This is a genomic window from Croceimicrobium sp. (genome assembly GCF_965228705.1).
In the GTDB taxonomy this organism is placed as follows: Bacteria; Bacteroidota; Bacteroidia; order Flavobacteriales; family Schleiferiaceae; genus Croceimicrobium.
Map to the genome: position 1 here is coordinate 873,485 of NZ_OZ245832.1, position 17,163 is coordinate 890,647.

A 17,163-nucleotide genomic window follows, 5' to 3' on the forward strand; every position below is an offset into this window, starting at 1 on the left:
GGCTAGGAGGGATTTTCGAGGTTCCGATCTGCAGAAGCCTTGTAATTACGATACATCGCTTCAAAAATGCGATAGGTTTCCTCGCTAAATTCCTCATCCAGCCACTTTTGTACTTCCGCCTGACTGGCGGCCCGGGCTTTTGGAACCTTAAAACATTGTTTCATGGGCCCGGTTTCTATTTCTACATACCAGTGCTGCTCTTGTGCATAGAGCACTACTTTGAACTTTGGATGGGGCAGAGGTCCCACTATTCTCATGAGGCTTGATGATTTAAAATGAGGGCCTTAGCGGCCAATTCACCACTAAGCATGGCGGCATTTAATGAGGGGTTCAAGATATGATCTCCGGCCAGGTAAATTCCATCCAAAACTCTACTTTCTTCAAAGGCTCGGCTATAAACCACTTGATCGATACGGGGCAAGGAGCGATTGACCTTATAGGTTCGAATCAATTTCGATTGGCTGGCTTGAGTTCCTAATAAGGGCGCCAGTTCCGACTGAATTTTCGCTTCCAATTGATTTTCGGATAAACCCGGATCCTTTTTTAAGCTTACTGAATACAAGTGCTTGCCTTTGGGCGCATAGGCAGGCTGCACTTTCGATAAACAAGCCACATTGCTAATTAGGCCTTCCGAATCTGAGTTCAGGGCAATCAAGCTTTTCGTCAATTTGCTGGCTGTACCTTCAAAATAGGCTTGTAGGGTTGGATTCCATTCAGTGCTATCTGCCAATTGGGGCAATAGAGCACCCGGTTCACAAGCAATAATAATTTGCTTTGCTTCCAAACTGCTGCCGTCTTTTAGATGTACTTGTCCCTTTTCGACTTTCAATACTTCGGTATTTAAACGAAACTCGGTAGAACGCAGTCCTGCCTTGATTTGCTGAGCTACCGAAGCTATTCCTTTTTTAGGAAGACAGGCTTCGCCTTCCGCAAACATCTTAAATACAAAGAGGAACTGTCGATTGGAGGTTTCAAGGTCATTTTCCAGAAAAATCCCGCTAAAGAAAGGGCGAAAAAAGCGCTCAATAATCTTGCGTGAAAAACCATAGCCCCGCAAATAGTCGTAGGTGCTTTCTTCCTTAATCTCAAAAATATCTTCAAGGGATTGCTCCAAAACCCATTTACGGAGCCTAGCCATTTTTAATTTATCCCAAATGCTGCCAACCGGACTAAAAAACATGGAAATGGCTGCGGCCGGATTTCGCTTTACATCACTAACAGTAAAGGATTTAGCTCCATAAAAGATAAAGGCACCTGAGTCAAAAGCCTTGCATTCCAGAGCTTTTAGATCCAAATGCTTCTTTACCATGGGATAGGCACTAAGGATAACCTGAAAACCCTGATCCAGCGTAAAGCCTTCAAAGAAATCGGTTTTTAATCGACCACCCACCTGTGGAGCCTGGTCGATGATCAATGTTTTTAAATTATACGATTCCAGTTCTTTCGCAGCGATCAGGCCCGAAACTCCGGCGCCCACTACAATCGCATCGTAATTTGCCATTATCCTTTTAGGTTTAAATTGAATTGCTGACGAAGGCTTTCAAATTTGGGCCAGTCATTTTGCTTAAAGGCTTTCCATTCTTCCAGGAAAGCTTGTTCTGATTTACGGTATTTATCCTCTAAAATTTGGGCTTGAGATGGGACTTCCGCCCAATTGCTCCAGAAGTACATTAGGATCGCATTGTACTGACTTTGCAAGGTTTCCGGCTGATCATAATAGCCATCTACCACCTTGCCAAATATCTTTTCTTCCAGTTCTTTTAAGCCTTTCTCCAAGCTTTTCAAGGAGTCCTGGTAGGCTTTCGCCTGATCTGCCTTCAAGGATAATTCTGCTAATTCCTTACTGATCTGGATTTTCATTTTGGCCTCTTTTAACCAATCGCTTGCCTGATGCAAAGAATCTAAAGAAGCATCTAATTTCTGCCGATAATGGAAACTGGCTTCCAGATCCTCCAGAGAGATTTGATCGCTCAAACGCGGATCCAGGCGATACACAAAGCTTTGATCTGCCTTTTGGCCACCATAGCTCAGTTCTAAGCGATAATTGCCACAGGGCAGGGGAATTGGGGCTTGCTCCGTGGTATCATTCAATTTTCGATTCTTATCAGGGAAACCTAAACCTTTGCCCTGCATTCCCAGGCGGTATTTATGCAAACCTTCTTTAGGGTCGAGGTACCAGGTTCTTTGCAGCTCATTTTGAGCATCGATTAGTTTCAATTGAAGTTTCTTGCTTTTCACAGAATCTTCTTTCTCAAAACCATTGTAAACAAAGACTTCCAATCCTGAATTACGATTCTCCCCCTTGAAAACCCCATCTGCCGGAAAGCGAGAACCATCCGCTCTTTTAGTGGCATGCTTCCAGGGATCATTTACCGTGTAGAGCTGCAGCTTAGGATCTTCATTACTGCGGAGTAGGGCAATACTTTCTCTTAATTGCTCTAAAGGATCCAGGATATAAGCGGCTCTTCCGAAGGTTCCTACAATGAGGTCATGTTCACGCGGATGAATCTTAAGGTCATTAACGGGCACGGTAGGGAAGTCCTTAGTCCATTTTTGCCAGTGCAAGCCCATATCCCAAGTAAAGAATAGGCCTCTTTGGGTGCCGGCAAATAATAAATTGGGATCTACCGGATCTTGTACCACCGATAGCACATAGGCGGGGAGGTCCATGCCAATATTGCGGAAGCTTTTGCCATAATTATCGGTATAATAGAGATAGGGTTTTTCATTTCCACGGCGATAATCATTGGCCACTACAAAGGCTGCTCCTTTTTGATGGGCAGAATGCACGATTTGGGGAATCCAGGCTCCTTCAGGCAAAGCCTTCATTTTAGCACTTAATTCCTGCCAGCTTTTACCCGCATCACGACTTAAATGTAAAAGTCCGTCATCACTGCTCACCCAAAGCTCTCCGGGCGATAAGCCGGGCTCAATACAAAGTAAAGTGGTGTAATTTTCAGCTCCGGTTACATCATAAGTTAAACCGCCACTTTCATCAAAATGCTGCTTGCTGGTATCATTAGTGGTGAGATCAGGAGAAATAACTTCCCAGCTCTGGCCTTGATCTTTAGACTTAAACACAAATTGAGCTCCGAAGTAAATGCAAGTGCTATCAAAGGGATCTTGAGCAATGGGGGCATTCCAATTGTAACGCAGTTTTATATGCTCTGGATGCACCGGGCGAATCATTTGGGTATACCCAGTATTTACATCAACACGACCTACAAAGCCCTCCTGACTCATCGCATACACATAGCGATTGTTATTGGGATCGGGTAAAACATCAAAGCCATCGCCAAAGAAGAGTTCTTCCCAATAATCATTGCGAATGCCATCGGCACGCCATACATAGGCCGGACCTTTCCAAGAACCATTGTCTTGCATACCGCCATAAACATTATAGGGCATTTCCATATCGTAGCTGATATGATAGAACTGGGCCAGGGGTAGATTATTCACAAAACGCCAGCTACGACCACGATCCCGACTGATGTTTAAGCCTCCATCATTACCATTAATGATATAGTTGGGATCCTGAGGGTGAATGTAAAAAGCATGATGATCGGGATGGATATAGTCGTAAGGAGCAATAACCTCCCAATTCTTGCCTCCGTCTTCGGAACGACTCAGCACCGACCAAATGCTATACACCCGATTTTCATTTTCAGGATCCACATAAATTTCGGCATAGTAGAAAGGGCGATTGCCAATATTGGGGTCCACCGAAATCTTTTGCCATTTCGTGCCGCCATCATCACTGCGGTAGAGGGCGTTCTTTTCTTTGTTTTCAATTAAGGCATAAATGCGATTGGGCTGGGAGGGGGCAATCGCAATACCCATGCGGCCTAATTCTCCTTTGGGTAAACCATCCTTCTCGCTTTTTTGGTTCCAGCTGGCACCACCATCATAGGTGATATACAAACCACTACCGGGACCACCTGATTTAAAGAACCAGGGATTGCGGCGGTGCTCCCACATATTTACAATCAGCTTATCCGGGTTTTGAGGGTCCATCACCATTTCAGCCGCACCAGTTCGTTCATTATTGTAGAGAATGAGTTCCCAGTTCTTACCGCCATCAATACTCTTGTATACCCCGCGGTCTTTGGAGTCTGCCCAGGGATTACCAATCGCAGCTACATAAATAATATTGGGTTCATAGGGATGCACCAAAATGCGATGGATATGTCGGCTTTCCTCCAATCCCATCAGCTTCCAGCTTTTACCGCCATCGGGAGAGCGATAGATTCCAGCCCCACCCGTATTGGAATTACGAGGATTTCCTTCTCCGGTCCCCAGCCAAATTACATCCGGGTTTTGAGGATCCAGAGCAATAGAGCCTACACTGCTAACCTTTTCATTATTAAAGATGCATGACCAGGAGGTGCCACCATTTTCGCTGCGCCACAGTCCACCTGAGGCCGAACCTGCATAGATGCGGTTATCATCCCGCGGATCAACCTTAATGGCGGTTATTCTACCACTCATCCCGGCCGGACCGATAGAACGGAAATTGAGATCACTTAAATATTTTTGAGGAATACTGTCTTGAGCAAAGCCCAGAAGGGAAAATAAGAGAAGAATTACAACGAGTAAAGGTCGTTTCATAATAGCTTGATTGGTCATGTCCCCGAAAATAGTCATTAATCGGCAGGATGCAGAGCTACAATAAAACTCTGGCTTCCTACTTTGGTTCAGTACAAGCTTGAAAATGTTTAAACAATAGCTAAATTGGAGCTATGAAATGGCGCTTTCTAAAATACCTGATGGCCTATTCCTTACCCTTGGCGGTTTTCTTGTCTATGCAAAGGGAAGGACTGCTGGCTTATATGCCTTTGTTTTACGCTTTTTTAGTGGTTCCCTTATTGGAATTGTTCTTTGCACCGAATCCAACAAATCTGGATAAACAAAGGGAAGAGCTGATTAAGGAAGATCCCTGGTACGATCGTTTGCTTTACCTGATGGTGCCCATTCAGTTGGCCTTGCTGCTTTATTTTCTTTGGGACCTTAGTCATCATACTTACGATAGTCTCACCTTTTGGGGACGAATAAGCGCCATGGGCCTATTGTGTGGGGTAATCGGAATTAATGTGGGCCATGAATTAGGTCATCGTCGCAAGAAATATGAGCAAGTATTGGCGAAAATCCTCTTGAGTACCAGCCTCTATGTACATTTCTTCACGGAGCATAATTACGGACATCATCGCAATGTGGCTACATCGGAAGACCCCGCCACCGCTCGCTATAAGGAAAATCTCTATGCCTTTTGGCTACGCAGTATGGTATTTTCCTATCTGCATGCCTGGAAAATTCAAGCCCAATTATTGAAGTCCCGGAAAAAGTCATTTTGGTCTCCTTCAAATGAATTGCTGCTCTGGTCATTAATTCAGCTAATGGGCCTGGCTGCCATTTTCCTATTCTTCGGACTGGAAAGTCTTTTGGCCTTTTTAGCGGCCGCCTTAATTGGAGCCTTATTGCTGGAAACCGTTAATTACATTGAGCATTACGGATTGAGTCGCCAAAAAGTAAGTGAACATCGCTATGAAAAGGCTGAGGTCGAGCACAGCTGGAATAGTGACCATATTATCGGTCGTTTGCTCTTATTCGAATTAAGTCGACATAGCGACCACCATGCCCATCCGCATCGTAAATACCAAATTCTACAGCATCACGACCAAAGTCCGCAATTGCCTACTGGATATCCGGGAATGATGCTCCTCAGCACCATTCCACCCTTATGGTTTAAAGTAATGAATGGGCGAATTAAAAGCGCTTAGGCCTTTACCGCACGCATTTCTTCGCGCTGTGCTTGAATTTTATCGCTGGCGATATAATCGTCATAATCCATCATCTTATCCATAATACCGCTTGGGAAAATCTCGATAATGCGATTCGCAACGGTTTCGGTAAAAGTATGGTCATGTGAAGTAAAGAGAATAGTCCCTTTGTATTCTTGCAAAGAGTTGTTTAATGCCTGAATTGACTCCAGATCCAAGTGGTTCGTAGGTTCATCAAAGGTGAGGAAGTTGGCTTCTTGCAACATCATGCGCGACATTAAACAACGCATTTTCTCGCCTCCGGATAATACGCGAGCCGATTTCAATACCTCTTCGCCGGTAAACAACATCTTACCTAAGAAACCACGTACATACACCTCGTCTTTATTTTCAGAGTATTCACGTAACCAATCGATTAGGTTATCATCGGTATCAAAGAAATGCTGATGCTCGGTAGGCAAGTAAGCGGTAGTAATGGTTTGACCATAGCTGTATTCTCCGGTATCTGCCTTACGATCGCCATTAATGATATCAAAGAGGGCTGTGATGGCTAAGCTATTATCGCTAATCACCGCAATCTTATCACCACGGTTTACTTTGAAATCTACATTTTGGAAGAGCAAGGTGCCATCCTCCGCATGAGAAGAAAGGTTGGATACTTCTAAAATCTGATCACCAGCTTCACGACCCTGATTAAAGATAATGGCCGGATAGCGACGACTGGACTGAGGCATGGCCTCCAGATTAATCTTATCCAGTAATTTCTTGCGGCTGGTAGCCTGACGAGATTTAGAGGCATTGGCGCTAAATCGCTGGATAAACTCCTGCAATTCTTTGCGTTTCTCTTCTGCTTTTTTGTTAGCAGAAGCACGTTGGCGAGCCGCTAATTGTGAACTCTGATACCAGAAGCTATAGTTACCGGTATAAAGAGAGATTTTCTTAAAGTCGATATCCGCGATATGTGTACAAACCGTATCCAAAAAGTGACGGTCATGCGATACAACAATTACCGTATTGCGGAAATTTAAAAGGAAGTCTTCTAACCAGGTAATGGTTTTCAAGTCCAGGTCGTTGGTTGGCTCATCGAGAATCAACACATCCGGATTACCAAATAAAGCCTGAGCCAAAAGCACTCTTACCTTTTGTGATCCTTCTAAATCCTTCACCAGGGAATAGTGTAAAGATTCGGAAATACCCAAACCACTGAGTAGGGCAGCGGCATCGCTCTCGGCGTTCCAGCCGTCCATTTCCGCGAATTTCTCTTCCAATTCAGAGGCCTTAATACCATCCGCTTCCGAAAAATCAGGCTTGGCATATAAGGCATCTTTTTCCTTCATTAAATCATAAAGCTCGCGGTAACCCATTAATACGGTATCTAAAACCTGATGATCGTTAAAAGCAGCGTGGTCCTGCTTTAAAACAGCCATCCGTTTTCCGGGCTCCAGGTTTACCATACCACTATTGGGACTGATCTCGCCACTCAAGATCTTAAGGAAGGTAGATTTTCCGGCGCCATTAGCGCCAATCATACCGTAGCAGTTATCGCCTAAAAACTTGAGGTTAACTTCATCAAATAAAACGCGTTTCCCGAATTGGAGCGATACATTAGATACCGTAAGCATAGCTTAATTTTTTGAGGCCGCAAATTTAGTGTTTTAAGAGGGGAGGGCTAGGCCAGATCAGAATTATTTAAATCTTTAGGACAGCAGGACCTTATTTGCGTAATTCGCGCCTCAGATTTTCCGCACAAAACCGTGAATTCAAAAGAGATTAAATGTCCACATTGCCACTGGAAACCCGATCCCGGGCCGCATTGGCATTGCCTGGAATGTGGCAGTGACCTTGATCATTTCGCCAATGTGGGGCGTTGTGATCATTGTGGTTACAGTCATGATAAAACTTATTGCCCGGAAGAATTAGGGGGCTGCGGGCAGAGTTCACCGCATTTAGATTGGTACGGAAGCTTCGATCAGGATTTAGCGGAAATCGACATTTTCAATTCCTAATCCTCTTCCTTTAAGCGAAAACGAATGCCTTTATCGCTGGCATAAAAGTCCACTACCTCCCATTTAAGGAAAAGAGCCAGGATTTTTTCAGCTCTATACATGGGGATCTTAGCGATGCGACTGAATTTGCTCACCGAGATTTCAGGATTTTCACTGAGATAATCAAAGAGCATTCTTTCGGCCGGACCATAGGCCACCAGGTTTTTTCTTTGAGTATCAGGATTGCGATCACTCATAAAGCGCAGTAATACTTTATTAGCCACGAAATTTTCGTCATCCTGGCGGATATAGGCTAAAGCTGGACCTTCCTTTTCCTTCACTTTATGCGGCCTTTCGGCGGAGGGGGCTACTTCAATTCGCAGAACTATTTTCCCGTCGATATCATACAATTTGTATTGAAAGGGAACCGGTGGATCGCAATAAACATCGGCGGCTCCTTCAATCATAAAGTATTCTTCCTCGGGATCAATGCCGGCGATTCGGCCATTGTCTTTTACACCGATAAGCAGCCTGCCGCCATCGGTATTTGCGAAAGCAGATAAAGTTCGGGCAATCTTTAAATTGCTGTCTATCCGAAACTTAAAGTCTTGTTCTTGATGTTCTCCTTCACGAATCAAAGCATAGAGTTCCTCCGGATCGCCTTCGGCCCGCTCCAGATTACGATGATCTGCTCCGGACTGAAAATCCATCAAGCCTTAGCTTTAGATTGCCCCTGCACCCAAATTTGCGCTTTACCTTTTAGTAAAACCTGGTTCATGTGCATTTCGCAGTGAAAGCGGCCTCCACGTGGACTTAATTGCAAGGCTTCCATTTCATTCTTTAAAAGGCGTTCGCTCCAGAACGGGGTGAGGATAGCATGAGAAGAACCGGTGGCATGGTCTTCCAACTGTTGCACTTTAGGAACCAGAGTTCGGGAGACGAAATCAACTGAATCGCCCGGCGCGGTTACAGTATAGCCGAAGGGCTCCAATTGAGCCAGGGCTTTAAAATTGGGTTTCATTTCACGTACTGCCTGCTCTGATTTAAGGAGCACCACATCTTTATTGGAAGTGCTGAAATAATCGTGTACTTCCTGACCTAAGGCCGCTTCCAGTCCAGCAGGCATTTTCCCATGATCGATCACTTCAATCGGTTCTATCCACAGGAAATAATCCGAATCATCGAAGCCTATTTTCACAAAGCCATCGGCATAATGCAGCACTGCTTTTGTTTCACCTTTCACTTGATGTAAATAGGCCGCCACGGCTAAAGAACCATGCCCACATAGTCCAATTTCTGAGTCGGGAGCAAACCACCAAACTTTATAATGACCGGGCTTAGTGGCTTGTAAATAGGTGGTGGCAGGCTGTTGCATTTCTTGAGCCATAGCCGCCATTTCTTCATGAGTCCAGCTTTCCGTGATTTCGATTACCGCAGCGGTATTGCCTTTATAGCCTTTCTCGCGATCGTGAAAAACGGTGCAGATGCAAAAATTATCCATGGTATTTTAAAAGGGCCTGAAGTCTTGCTATTTAGGTTTTAACCCTGCGTATTCAGGCAAATCAGAGTTCAGTGAATAGGCCTGGGCCTTTGATTTTAGGAGTCAGTTTTAGCTTTCGAATTGGAATCCGAATTAGGTTTCGGTCGGCGCTTATTTAAACGACGTTTGGGTTTAGAAGCATTGGTCGGACGGGATCCATCCTCAGCTTTTGGACCGTTTCCATCCTTTTTAGGCTGAGGCTTACGCGATTTATTGCCCCCTTTTTGCGGAGGTCTATTTCCCTTGCCACGTCCACGGTAATTACGTGGGCGACGTTCCGGTTCCTTCCATTCCGGGGCTTTCCCTAGGTCTTCTGGCGGACTAAGTTTTTCATAATCGCGTTCCACGAAAGTTTCAATGCGCTTGAATTTGTAAATCTCATCCGCACTAATAAAGGTAATGGCCATGCCCTTTGCTGCAGCCCTGGCGGTACGACCCACGCGATGCACATAATCTTCGGCATCATTGGGTACATCATAATTGATCACCAGGTCGATATCCTTAATATCAATACCACGGCTCAATACATCGGTAGCTACTAAAATGCGCGTTTTACGGGCCTTGAATTGCAGGAGAATCTTTTCCCTTTCGCTCTGCTCGTAATCACTGGAAATGCCCTCCACATTAAGCCCTTTGCGCTGTAAGGAAGCGACCAGCTTTTGAATTTTCTTCTTGGTAGAGCAGAAGATGATAATGCTTTTAAAGTCGGGATACTGCGCAATAATATGACGAGCTAAGCCTTGCTTTTGCTCTTCATGGGCCATGTAGACCATTTGGGTAACCCCTTCGGCAGGCTTGGAAACGGCTAAATTCACCTCGGCCGGATCTTGTAATATTTCCTTGGCCAATTTGCGAATCTTAGGCGCCATGGTGGCCGAGAACATCAGGCTTTGGCGTTGAGGCGGACATTCCTGAATAATCCGTTTAATATCATCGTAAAAGCCAATATCCAGCATTCGATCGGCCTCATCCAAAATGAGGTATTGCAATTGATCGAGCTTCACATATTCATTACGGATATGGGCTAAAAGGCGGCCGGGGGTAGCAATAATAATATCCGTTCCTTCACTAAGGGCGCGACGTTCGGCTTCCCATTCGGGGCCCGTACCACCACCATAAACAGCGTAGGAAGTAAGGTCCGAGAAATAAGCCAGGCCTTGAATCTGCTGTTCAATTTGAATCGCTAATTCACGCGTGGGGCAGAGTATCAGGCTGTCAATAACTCCTTTCTTTCGCTGATCCACCAGCTTATGAAGGACGGGCAAAACAAAAGCGGCCGTTTTTCCGGTACCAGTTTGCGCGCATCCGATAATATCCTTGCCCTCCAATATTAGTGGAATGGCTTGCTCCTGAATGGGGGTTGCTTCCTCAAAGTTCATATAGGAAAGCGATTCCAAGAGGTCAGGATTTAAATTAAAATCTGAAAATTTCATAATTCGTTATATGCCTCGATTTCGGCATCGAGGGCTAAGGTCTTAAATAATCAGCGTATTGCGATTGTGGGAATGGAAATTCATGAAAGGTAGATTGTTAACAAAGTTGAAGCCTGTCTGTTTAGGAAAATGTTTCGAGCTTAAGCTTCCAGCACTTAACTTAGCGGCAAAGCCAAATTCAATTTTAGATGCGTAAATATCTTCATTGGGCACTTTTGCCTTTATTTATGGCCTGTCAGAATACCGTTCAGGATAAAGGCCAGAAACTATCTTTTGCTATGACTGGTGATATGCTTTTCGCTGGGGCTAATACACTTCAAGGGAAAGGCGAGATAAGCCTGCAAAATCTCGCGGAAAATATTGACTGTGAGGTAGAGGCTATTAAATCCGTTAAAGTATCTGCTGTTAAAGTGGGCTTAACTCCAGCGCATCAAAAGATTACGGAAAGCGTTCTTTTACAAGTGCTGAGTGATAATGTGGAAATGGCCTCCATCGGCACCCTAAACCCGGTACCTGATAGTGGAGTGCTCGAACTAAATTTAGCTGAGGATGTTGATCTGAAACCTTATTTGCAGGATAAAGGCATGACCTGGGTATTGGATATCAATATCAGCGAAGACCACATGGATGTAATGCCTGCAAAAGGTGAAGTTCAATTACTAATCGATTACACTGACTCTAAATAAGAAACCTATGAGAAACTTGATGTACAGCTTATTAATAAGTGTGTTTAGCATTGGATTAGCCAGTGCACAGGAAGATGGAGATCGCTTAATTGGCGTATGGCAACCCAGTGCGGGAAATGCTTATGTGAAGATTGAGAAAATTGGCAATAAGTACTACGGCCGAATTGTTTGGTTGAAAGAGCCCAATGATGAAAACGGAAAACCAAAGACTGATGTGAATAATCCAGATGAGTCTTTGCGGAGTACACCCTTAAAAGGCTATCGAATGTTGAAGGACTTTGTTTGGGATGCCGAAGAAAAGATCTGGAAAGACGGGACTATTTACGATCCTAAAAATGGCACTACTTACAGCTGTAAGATCGAATTAACCGAAGAAAATAAAATTGAAGTTCGGGGTTTCGTGGGTACGGCTGTCTTCGGTCGAACCGATGTTTGGACCCGTTTGGTGAAAAAGAAATAAACCCCTTATTCTTTGTATTAAAAAAGCGGCCTTAGATATACTAAGGCCGCTTTTTGCATTTATTTAAGAACAATCAAGGACTTACGTAAGAAAGCCCGATGGTGAAATAGGGAGTATTGGCAAGATTGTTTTCAATGAAATAAGGTTCATCACTACCAAAGAATCGCACAAAATCACCACCAGAGTCCACATTAAAGCTGTAATTGATGCGGTAACCGATTTCGGCCGACATCCAAAAGAAACCATGCACTTGACGGCTGTACGAAAGTCCCGCTCTAATTTCAGAACGACGCCATTCCACATCTTGAGCATCGTAATAGGAGGGAACTGCAGGCATAACTCCCGGAGCCACAGCATCCTTCAAGCTAAAGCTGGCGCCATTCACATTAAAGCCCAAACCCATATAACTTATGCTATTGAAGCGATAGCGTAACATGGCGCGAGCAGGCAGTAAAGCCTCTACACCCCATTTTTGGTTTTTATAAGTGTGATAGTAGTATACCACCGGAACATAATTAAGGGCGCCACCCAAATAGGTTCTGGATAAACCAAAAGCATACATCAGGCGATCACTGGGTTTCCATCCGTATAATACCGCTAAGGGGAATTTTAGCTTCCCAAAATCAATACTATTAAAGTCGTAGTTACCATTCAGTTCGGTTTGCAATTGCGCCAGAATGAAATTCTTTTCATTGAAAGGCTTAAAAAGGGTAGCCGTAATATTCGCTCTGTGGAAGGTGGACTCATCTAAAACCTTAGTAAATGGATGATTGTAAGGATCTTCGATTTGATAATCTAGGAGTTGATAGTTGACTCCTAGATTGATCAAGATATTATTGCGAGAGATAATGGGGAAATTGCTTACCAGCGAAAACTGTTGAGCAAGAGCGACCTGTACCTCTTCCTCAGGATGAAGAATGGAATTGGCCGCGGGACCTACATTGAGATTATGGGGCAATTGCTGATTGTAAAAAACACCAATCAGGCTGGTTGGACTTTGGCCTAAAACTTTATTGGTACAATAGGCTTTGGCCGGAGGAGCGGCAAGCTCAAATTCTGAAAAGTCGAATTCGTCATCGTCAGTAGTAGTGCTATCTTCTTGAGCGAGAACAGGTAGACTTAAAAAACAGGCAAGGAAAAACATTCCGATGTACTTCATTCCGAGTAATTTTAGATCACTAAAATAAACAGGGAAGTGAATCTCCCCACAATTCAACAATATCCAAACATGAAAAAATTAGCTATTCTCATCAGTTTTATCCTCTCAACCGGGATTATGCAAGCTCAAAAGGCAGAAATGAAAATGCTCAATTCCTTGATGGATGATTGGCATAAAGCTGCGGCGGAAGCGAATTCAGAAGGGTTCTACGGTAAGATGGCCGATGAGGGCATATATATCGGTACCGATGCCACAGAGCGCTGGTTACGCGATGAATTGAAAGCCTGGGCTCAACAAGCCTTTGAGCGTGATGTGGCTTGGGACTTTAAACCCATTGAGCGCAATTGGCATTTTTTAGGAGATGATATTGCGATTGGCGATGAAAAACTGGAAACCTGGATGGGCATATGCCGTGCTACGGTGGTTTTAAAAAAGGTAGACGGTCAATGGCTGATTTTTCATTACCACTTGGCCGTAACGGTACCTAATGAGCAGATAGCAGACTTTAAGAAGCTACTCTATCCTGAGAATTAAGCATATTCTGCCTAAATTATTAGTCACCACAGGCATATTTTGCCAGAGCAATTTTTTACTTAAACGTTTATTTTGAGGCTATAACCAATAAATAAACCAAGCATGAGAACTTGCCTCGCCTGTGATGGAATGATTGTAGGGCGCATCGACAAAAAATTCTGTGATCACAATTGTCGTAATGCCTATCATAATGATCGCAATCGCTCTAGCCGCAATTATGTACAGAAAGTAAACCGAAATTTAGCCCGTAACTATCGGATTTTGGAGGATTTAACTGAAAATGAAGTAGCTGAAGTTACACTTCCGGTTTTAAAAGCTATGGGCTTTGATCCTCAGTATTTTACTTCTTATGCCAGGGATGAAGATGAGGGGCCGATTTACTTTGTTTATGATCTCAGTTATCAACAAAACGCCAACAACCTTGTTATACGGATTAAAGAACTGGAAACCTACCGTAATTCTGCATGACCATCAAGATTGTAAAAGCTTTTGAATTAATGATCTTCATCGAAAGATGCTTTGACATAAATTGTAGAACCCTGGTCTAGCGGCCGGGGTTTTTGCTTGCAGTATATTGACCGAAATGGCGCAATACATCCGACTCAGCTTTTTTTACTTCGAATCACCTGCGCAGCGATGGTGGGCTTTTAAGCAGATGCGTCTGGCCCATAAATCCTTGCGAAAGCAAAGAGGCCTAAGCTTTTACAAGCTTATGGGAAGCGGAGCCGGTGAGGGCTTCAGTACTAAGCCAGATTGGAGGGTTTATTGTCTTTTGCAGGTCTGGGATTCAAAAGAAGCGACTGCAGTCTTTGAAAAGAGTACCTGGTATCAGGAATTACAAAAACGGCAAAAGGGCAGCTACCATTTCGAATTGAGTCCTTATCAATCCAAAGGAACCTGGAATGGGAAAAAACCCTTTGAATTGCAGGCAGAGCAAGATTTTCAATACATGGCCGTTTTAACACGAGCCTCCATAAAGTTCTCTTATTTAAGGGCCTTTTGGCAATCCGTACCGGCGGTTTCCAGGATTATGAAAAACCAAAGGTCTCTGCTTTTTCAAAAAGGAATAGGGGAATGGCCCTTAATTGAGCAGGCCACTTTCAGCATTTGGAATCGAGAGGAGGCCATGCGGGATTTTGCCTACCAACAGAAGGAACATCGGGAAGTCGTGCAGAAAACCCGTAAATTGAACTGGTACCGCGAAGAGCAATTCAGTCGCTTTGGATTGCTCAATCACTATGGCCATTGGCCGGATCAAACATTTACTAATCTGAAAAAAGTACAAACTGAATGATTCAAGAGCGAGAATCGATCGAACCTATTGACCATTTTCATGATAAAGTTGAAAAACTTATTGGGAATGATACCAGCATTGGTATTATTCTCTTTTTAAGTGCCTTAGCCGCCTTAGTCCTTGCCAATTCCAGTTGGGGTAGCGAATGGTATCACCATATTTGGGAGACTAATATTGCCCTTTCTTTTGGAGATAAGAGCTTCGATATGAGCTTACATCACCTGATTAATGATGGCTTAATGGCCATTTTCTTCTTTATGGTGGGGCTGGAGATAAAACGCGAGTTTTTAATTGGCAGCCTTAATTCCTGGAAAAAGGCCTCATTACCTATTGGTGCTGCAGTAGGAGGGATGATGGCCCCTGCCTTAATATACTTACTCTTTACTAGCGGTGAAGCCCAGAGTGGCTGGGGAATTCCCATGGCTACCGATATTGCTTTTACTCTGGGGCTCATAAATTTGGTTCGTAATCGGATTGCCCGTTCCCTGAAGGTATTTGTCACCTCTTTGGCGGTAGTCGATGATATTGGTGCCGTTTTGGTAATCGCCCTTTTCTACACTTCAGAATTGCATTTAGAGCAATTGTACTATGCCGGTGGAGTTCTGGCTTTTTTATTAATTGCCAATCAATTAGGGGTGCGTTCGGTGTTCTTTTACACCTTCTTTGGAATAATGGGTATTTGGTCGGCATTCTTTTACGCCGGAATTCACCCTACCATTGCCGGAATCCTCTTAGCCTTTACCATTCCTGCGCGTACTAAAATTACCCGCCGAAGCTTTATCCACTATGGTAGAAAGCTCTTTAATGCCTATGATCGTACCAAAAGTCTGGACGATCGACACAATAGCAGTCGGGAAGATCAATTGCTGGAAGAGATGGAAAACCTGGGAGATGAAGCCCGTGCACCCTTGCAGAAAATAGAATCGGGTCTGCATCATTTCGTCTATTTTATCATTATGCCCATTTTCGCCTTTGCTAATGCTGGCGTAAGCCTGAGTGGTGATTTCTTTAGCATTATAGGCAGTGGTATCGGTTTGGGAATTATAGCCGGTCTGATTCTCGGCAAAATGATTGGAATCAGTGTTTTCAGTCGTTTAATGGTAGCTCTGAAAATTGCAGAAATGCCCAAAGGAGCCGATTGGCGTCAAGTAATAGGAGTGGCTTTTTTAGCGGGAATAGGTTTTACAATGTCCCTCTTTATTTCAGATCTGGCCTTCGATAATCCGGAACAAATTGGCCAGGCTAAGATGGCCGTGCTAGTGGCCAGTTCACTGGCAGCCCTGATTGGACTTACGATTCTGGGAACCGGAAAGAAGCGAATACCAAGCCCTTAAGTCAGCCTTATTTAATGTCATTTTTTGCAGGTGAATAGGGCTTTATGCCTTATTTTCGCGACCAAATAATGGCAAATTCAAATTCGCAATAATGAGCGTACTTGTAAATAAAGATTCGAAAGTTATCGTACAGGGTTTTACCGGAAGCGAAGGTACCTTCCACGCCGGTCAAATGATTGAAGCCGGAACCAACCTTGTAGGTGGTGTTACTCCGGGAAAAGGTGGTCAAAAACACCTGGATCGCCCTGTGTTTAACACTGTAGCCGATGCAGTAAAAGAAACCGGAGCCAATGTTTCCATCATCTTCGTTCCACCCGCATTTGCAGCGGATGCAATTATGGAAGCTGCTGAAGCCGGAATCGGTGTAATTGTTGCCATTACTGAAGGTATTCCTGTGAAAGATATGATCACAGTTAAGGAATACATCCAAGATAAAGATTGTCGTTTAGTAGGACCTAACTGTCCTGGTGTTATGACTCCCGGTGGAGCGAAAGTAGGTATCATGCCTGCCTTTATCTTCAATCCTGGTCGTATCGGTATCGTATCTAAATCAGGTACCTTAACCTACGAAGCAGTAGATCAAATCACCAAAGCGGGTATGGGGCAAAGTACTGCCATTGGTATTGGTGGAGATCCCATCATCGGTACTTCTATGAAAGAAGCCATCGAATTATTGATGAATGATCCTGAAACAGACGGTATCGTAATGATCGGTGAGATTGGTGGTCAGATGGAAGCTGAAGCCGCTCGTTGGATCAAAGAAAACGGTACCAAGCCAGTAGTTGGTTTTATTGCCGGTGAAACTGCTCCTAAAGGTCGTACCATGGGTCACGCCGGAGCAATTGTAGGTGGTAGCGAAGACACTGCCCAAGCTAAAAAAGCTATTATGCGCGAATGTGGAATCCACGTAGTAGATTCTCCTGCGAATATTGGTAGCAAAATGACTGAAGTATTGGCCTAA

General features: G+C 44.1%; 17 protein-coding genes. 9 read left to right on the forward strand and 8 right to left on the reverse strand.

Features of this window, described 5'->3' with window-relative positions:
* Positions 1-2: 2 nt before the first annotated feature.
* The 3 genes from ACO05P_RS03775 to ACO05P_RS03785 are packed head-to-tail and all read right to left on the reverse strand — an operon-like array spanning position 3 to position 4,608.
* Positions 3-257, reverse strand: coding sequence for a hypothetical protein (locus ACO05P_RS03775; RefSeq protein ID WP_210758641.1), 255 nt, complete (start codon positions 255-257; stop codon positions 3-5).
* On the reverse strand, positions 254-1,501 hold the full coding sequence (locus tag ACO05P_RS03780; protein ID WP_421753463.1) for an NAD(P)/FAD-dependent oxidoreductase: 1,248 nt from the start codon (positions 1,499-1,501) through the stop codon (positions 254-256). Before ACO05P_RS03780 ends, ACO05P_RS03775 begins: the two co-directional genes overlap by 4 nt.
* A complete protein-coding gene (locus ACO05P_RS03785) occupies positions 1,501-4,608 on the reverse strand; it encodes a WD40/YVTN/BNR-like repeat-containing protein (RefSeq protein WP_421753464.1) in 3,108 nt (1,035 codons plus the stop codon). The genes ACO05P_RS03780 and ACO05P_RS03785 overlap by 1 nt, the downstream gene beginning before the upstream one ends.
* A 131-nt stretch (positions 4,609-4,739) precedes the next feature.
* Here ACO05P_RS03785 and ACO05P_RS03790 point away from each other — a divergent pair, with 131 nt between their 5' ends.
* On the forward strand, positions 4,740-5,777 hold the full coding sequence (locus tag ACO05P_RS03790) for an alkane 1-monooxygenase (RefSeq protein WP_421753466.1): 1,038 nt from the start codon (positions 4,740-4,742) through the stop codon (positions 5,775-5,777).
* On the opposite strand, the gene ACO05P_RS03795 is transcribed toward ACO05P_RS03790, so the two are convergent.
* A complete protein-coding gene (locus ACO05P_RS03795) occupies positions 5,774-7,399 on the reverse strand; it encodes an ABC-F family ATP-binding cassette domain-containing protein (protein ID WP_421753467.1) in 1,626 nt (541 codons plus the stop codon). The genes ACO05P_RS03790 and ACO05P_RS03795 overlap by 4 nt on opposite strands.
* A gap of 132 nt (positions 7,400-7,531) precedes the next feature.
* Between ACO05P_RS03795 and ACO05P_RS03800 the strand changes: the two genes are divergently transcribed.
* Positions 7,532-7,783, forward strand: coding sequence for a hypothetical protein (locus tag ACO05P_RS03800; protein ID WP_421753469.1), 252 nt, complete (start codon positions 7,532-7,534; stop codon positions 7,781-7,783).
* Here the strand turns inward: ACO05P_RS03800 and ACO05P_RS03805 are convergent.
* From ACO05P_RS03805 to ACO05P_RS03815, 3 genes are all read right to left on the reverse strand, one after another.
* Positions 7,780-8,472 carry a helix-turn-helix domain-containing protein gene (locus ACO05P_RS03805; RefSeq protein WP_421754876.1) on the reverse strand — a complete coding sequence of 231 codons (693 nt, stop codon included), beginning with the start codon at positions 8,470-8,472 and terminating at the stop codon, positions 7,780-7,782. The two genes, ACO05P_RS03800 and ACO05P_RS03805, sit on opposite strands and share 4 nt — an antisense overlap.
* Positions 8,472-9,263: a PhzF family phenazine biosynthesis protein gene (locus tag ACO05P_RS03810; RefSeq protein ID WP_421753470.1), complete on the reverse strand. Its 792-nt coding sequence runs from the start codon at positions 9,261-9,263 to the stop codon at positions 8,472-8,474. The genes ACO05P_RS03805 and ACO05P_RS03810 overlap by 1 nt, the downstream gene beginning before the upstream one ends.
* 95 nt (positions 9,264-9,358) lie before the next feature.
* Positions 9,359-10,735, reverse strand: a complete 1,377-nt coding sequence (locus tag ACO05P_RS03815) for a DEAD/DEAH box helicase (protein ID WP_421753471.1) — start codon at positions 10,733-10,735, stop codon at positions 9,359-9,361.
* Positions 10,736-10,923: 188 nt separating this feature from the next.
* Between ACO05P_RS03815 and ACO05P_RS03820 the strand changes: the two genes are divergently transcribed.
* Positions 10,924-11,421 carry a hypothetical protein gene (locus tag ACO05P_RS03820; protein ID WP_421753472.1) on the forward strand — a complete coding sequence of 166 codons (498 nt, stop codon included), beginning with the start codon at positions 10,924-10,926 and terminating at the stop codon, positions 11,419-11,421.
* A gap of 7 nt (positions 11,422-11,428) precedes the next feature.
* Positions 11,429-11,881 carry a DUF2147 domain-containing protein gene (locus tag ACO05P_RS03825; protein ID WP_421753474.1) on the forward strand — a complete coding sequence of 151 codons (453 nt, stop codon included), beginning with the start codon at positions 11,429-11,431 and terminating at the stop codon, positions 11,879-11,881.
* Between the two features lie 73 nt (positions 11,882-11,954).
* On the opposite strand, the gene ACO05P_RS03830 is transcribed toward ACO05P_RS03825, so the two are convergent.
* Positions 11,955-13,040, reverse strand: coding sequence for a DUF6268 family outer membrane beta-barrel protein (locus ACO05P_RS03830; protein ID WP_421753475.1), 1,086 nt, complete (start codon positions 13,038-13,040; stop codon positions 11,955-11,957).
* Between the two features lie 69 nt (positions 13,041-13,109).
* Between ACO05P_RS03830 and ACO05P_RS03835 the strand changes: the two genes are divergently transcribed.
* The 5 genes from ACO05P_RS03835 to sucD all read left to right on the forward strand — a co-directional run bounded on the left by ACO05P_RS03835 (position 13,110) and on the right by sucD (position 17,163).
* The gene (locus tag ACO05P_RS03835) at positions 13,110-13,574 is read left to right on the forward strand and encodes a nuclear transport factor 2 family protein (RefSeq protein WP_421753476.1); all 465 of its coding nucleotides are present in this window, start codon (positions 13,110-13,112) and stop codon (positions 13,572-13,574) included.
* A 102-nt stretch (positions 13,575-13,676) separates the two neighbouring features.
* Entirely contained in the window at positions 13,677-14,042 is a 366-nt protein-coding gene (locus ACO05P_RS03840) for a hypothetical protein (protein ID WP_421753477.1), read from the forward strand.
* A gap of 115 nt (positions 14,043-14,157) precedes the next feature.
* Positions 14,158-14,868: a DUF3291 domain-containing protein gene (locus tag ACO05P_RS03845; protein ID WP_421753478.1), complete on the forward strand. Its 711-nt coding sequence runs from the start codon at positions 14,158-14,160 to the stop codon at positions 14,866-14,868.
* The gene (gene nhaA / locus ACO05P_RS03850; RefSeq protein WP_421753480.1) at positions 14,865-16,202 is read left to right on the forward strand and encodes a Na+/H+ antiporter NhaA; all 1,338 of its coding nucleotides are present in this window, start codon (positions 14,865-14,867) and stop codon (positions 16,200-16,202) included. Before ACO05P_RS03845 ends, nhaA begins: the two co-directional genes overlap by 4 nt.
* Before the next feature lie 91 nt (positions 16,203-16,293).
* Positions 16,294-17,163 (forward strand): succinate--CoA ligase subunit alpha, encoded by an 870-nt coding sequence (sucD, locus tag ACO05P_RS03855; RefSeq protein WP_421753482.1) that lies wholly within the window; start codon positions 16,294-16,296, stop codon positions 17,161-17,163.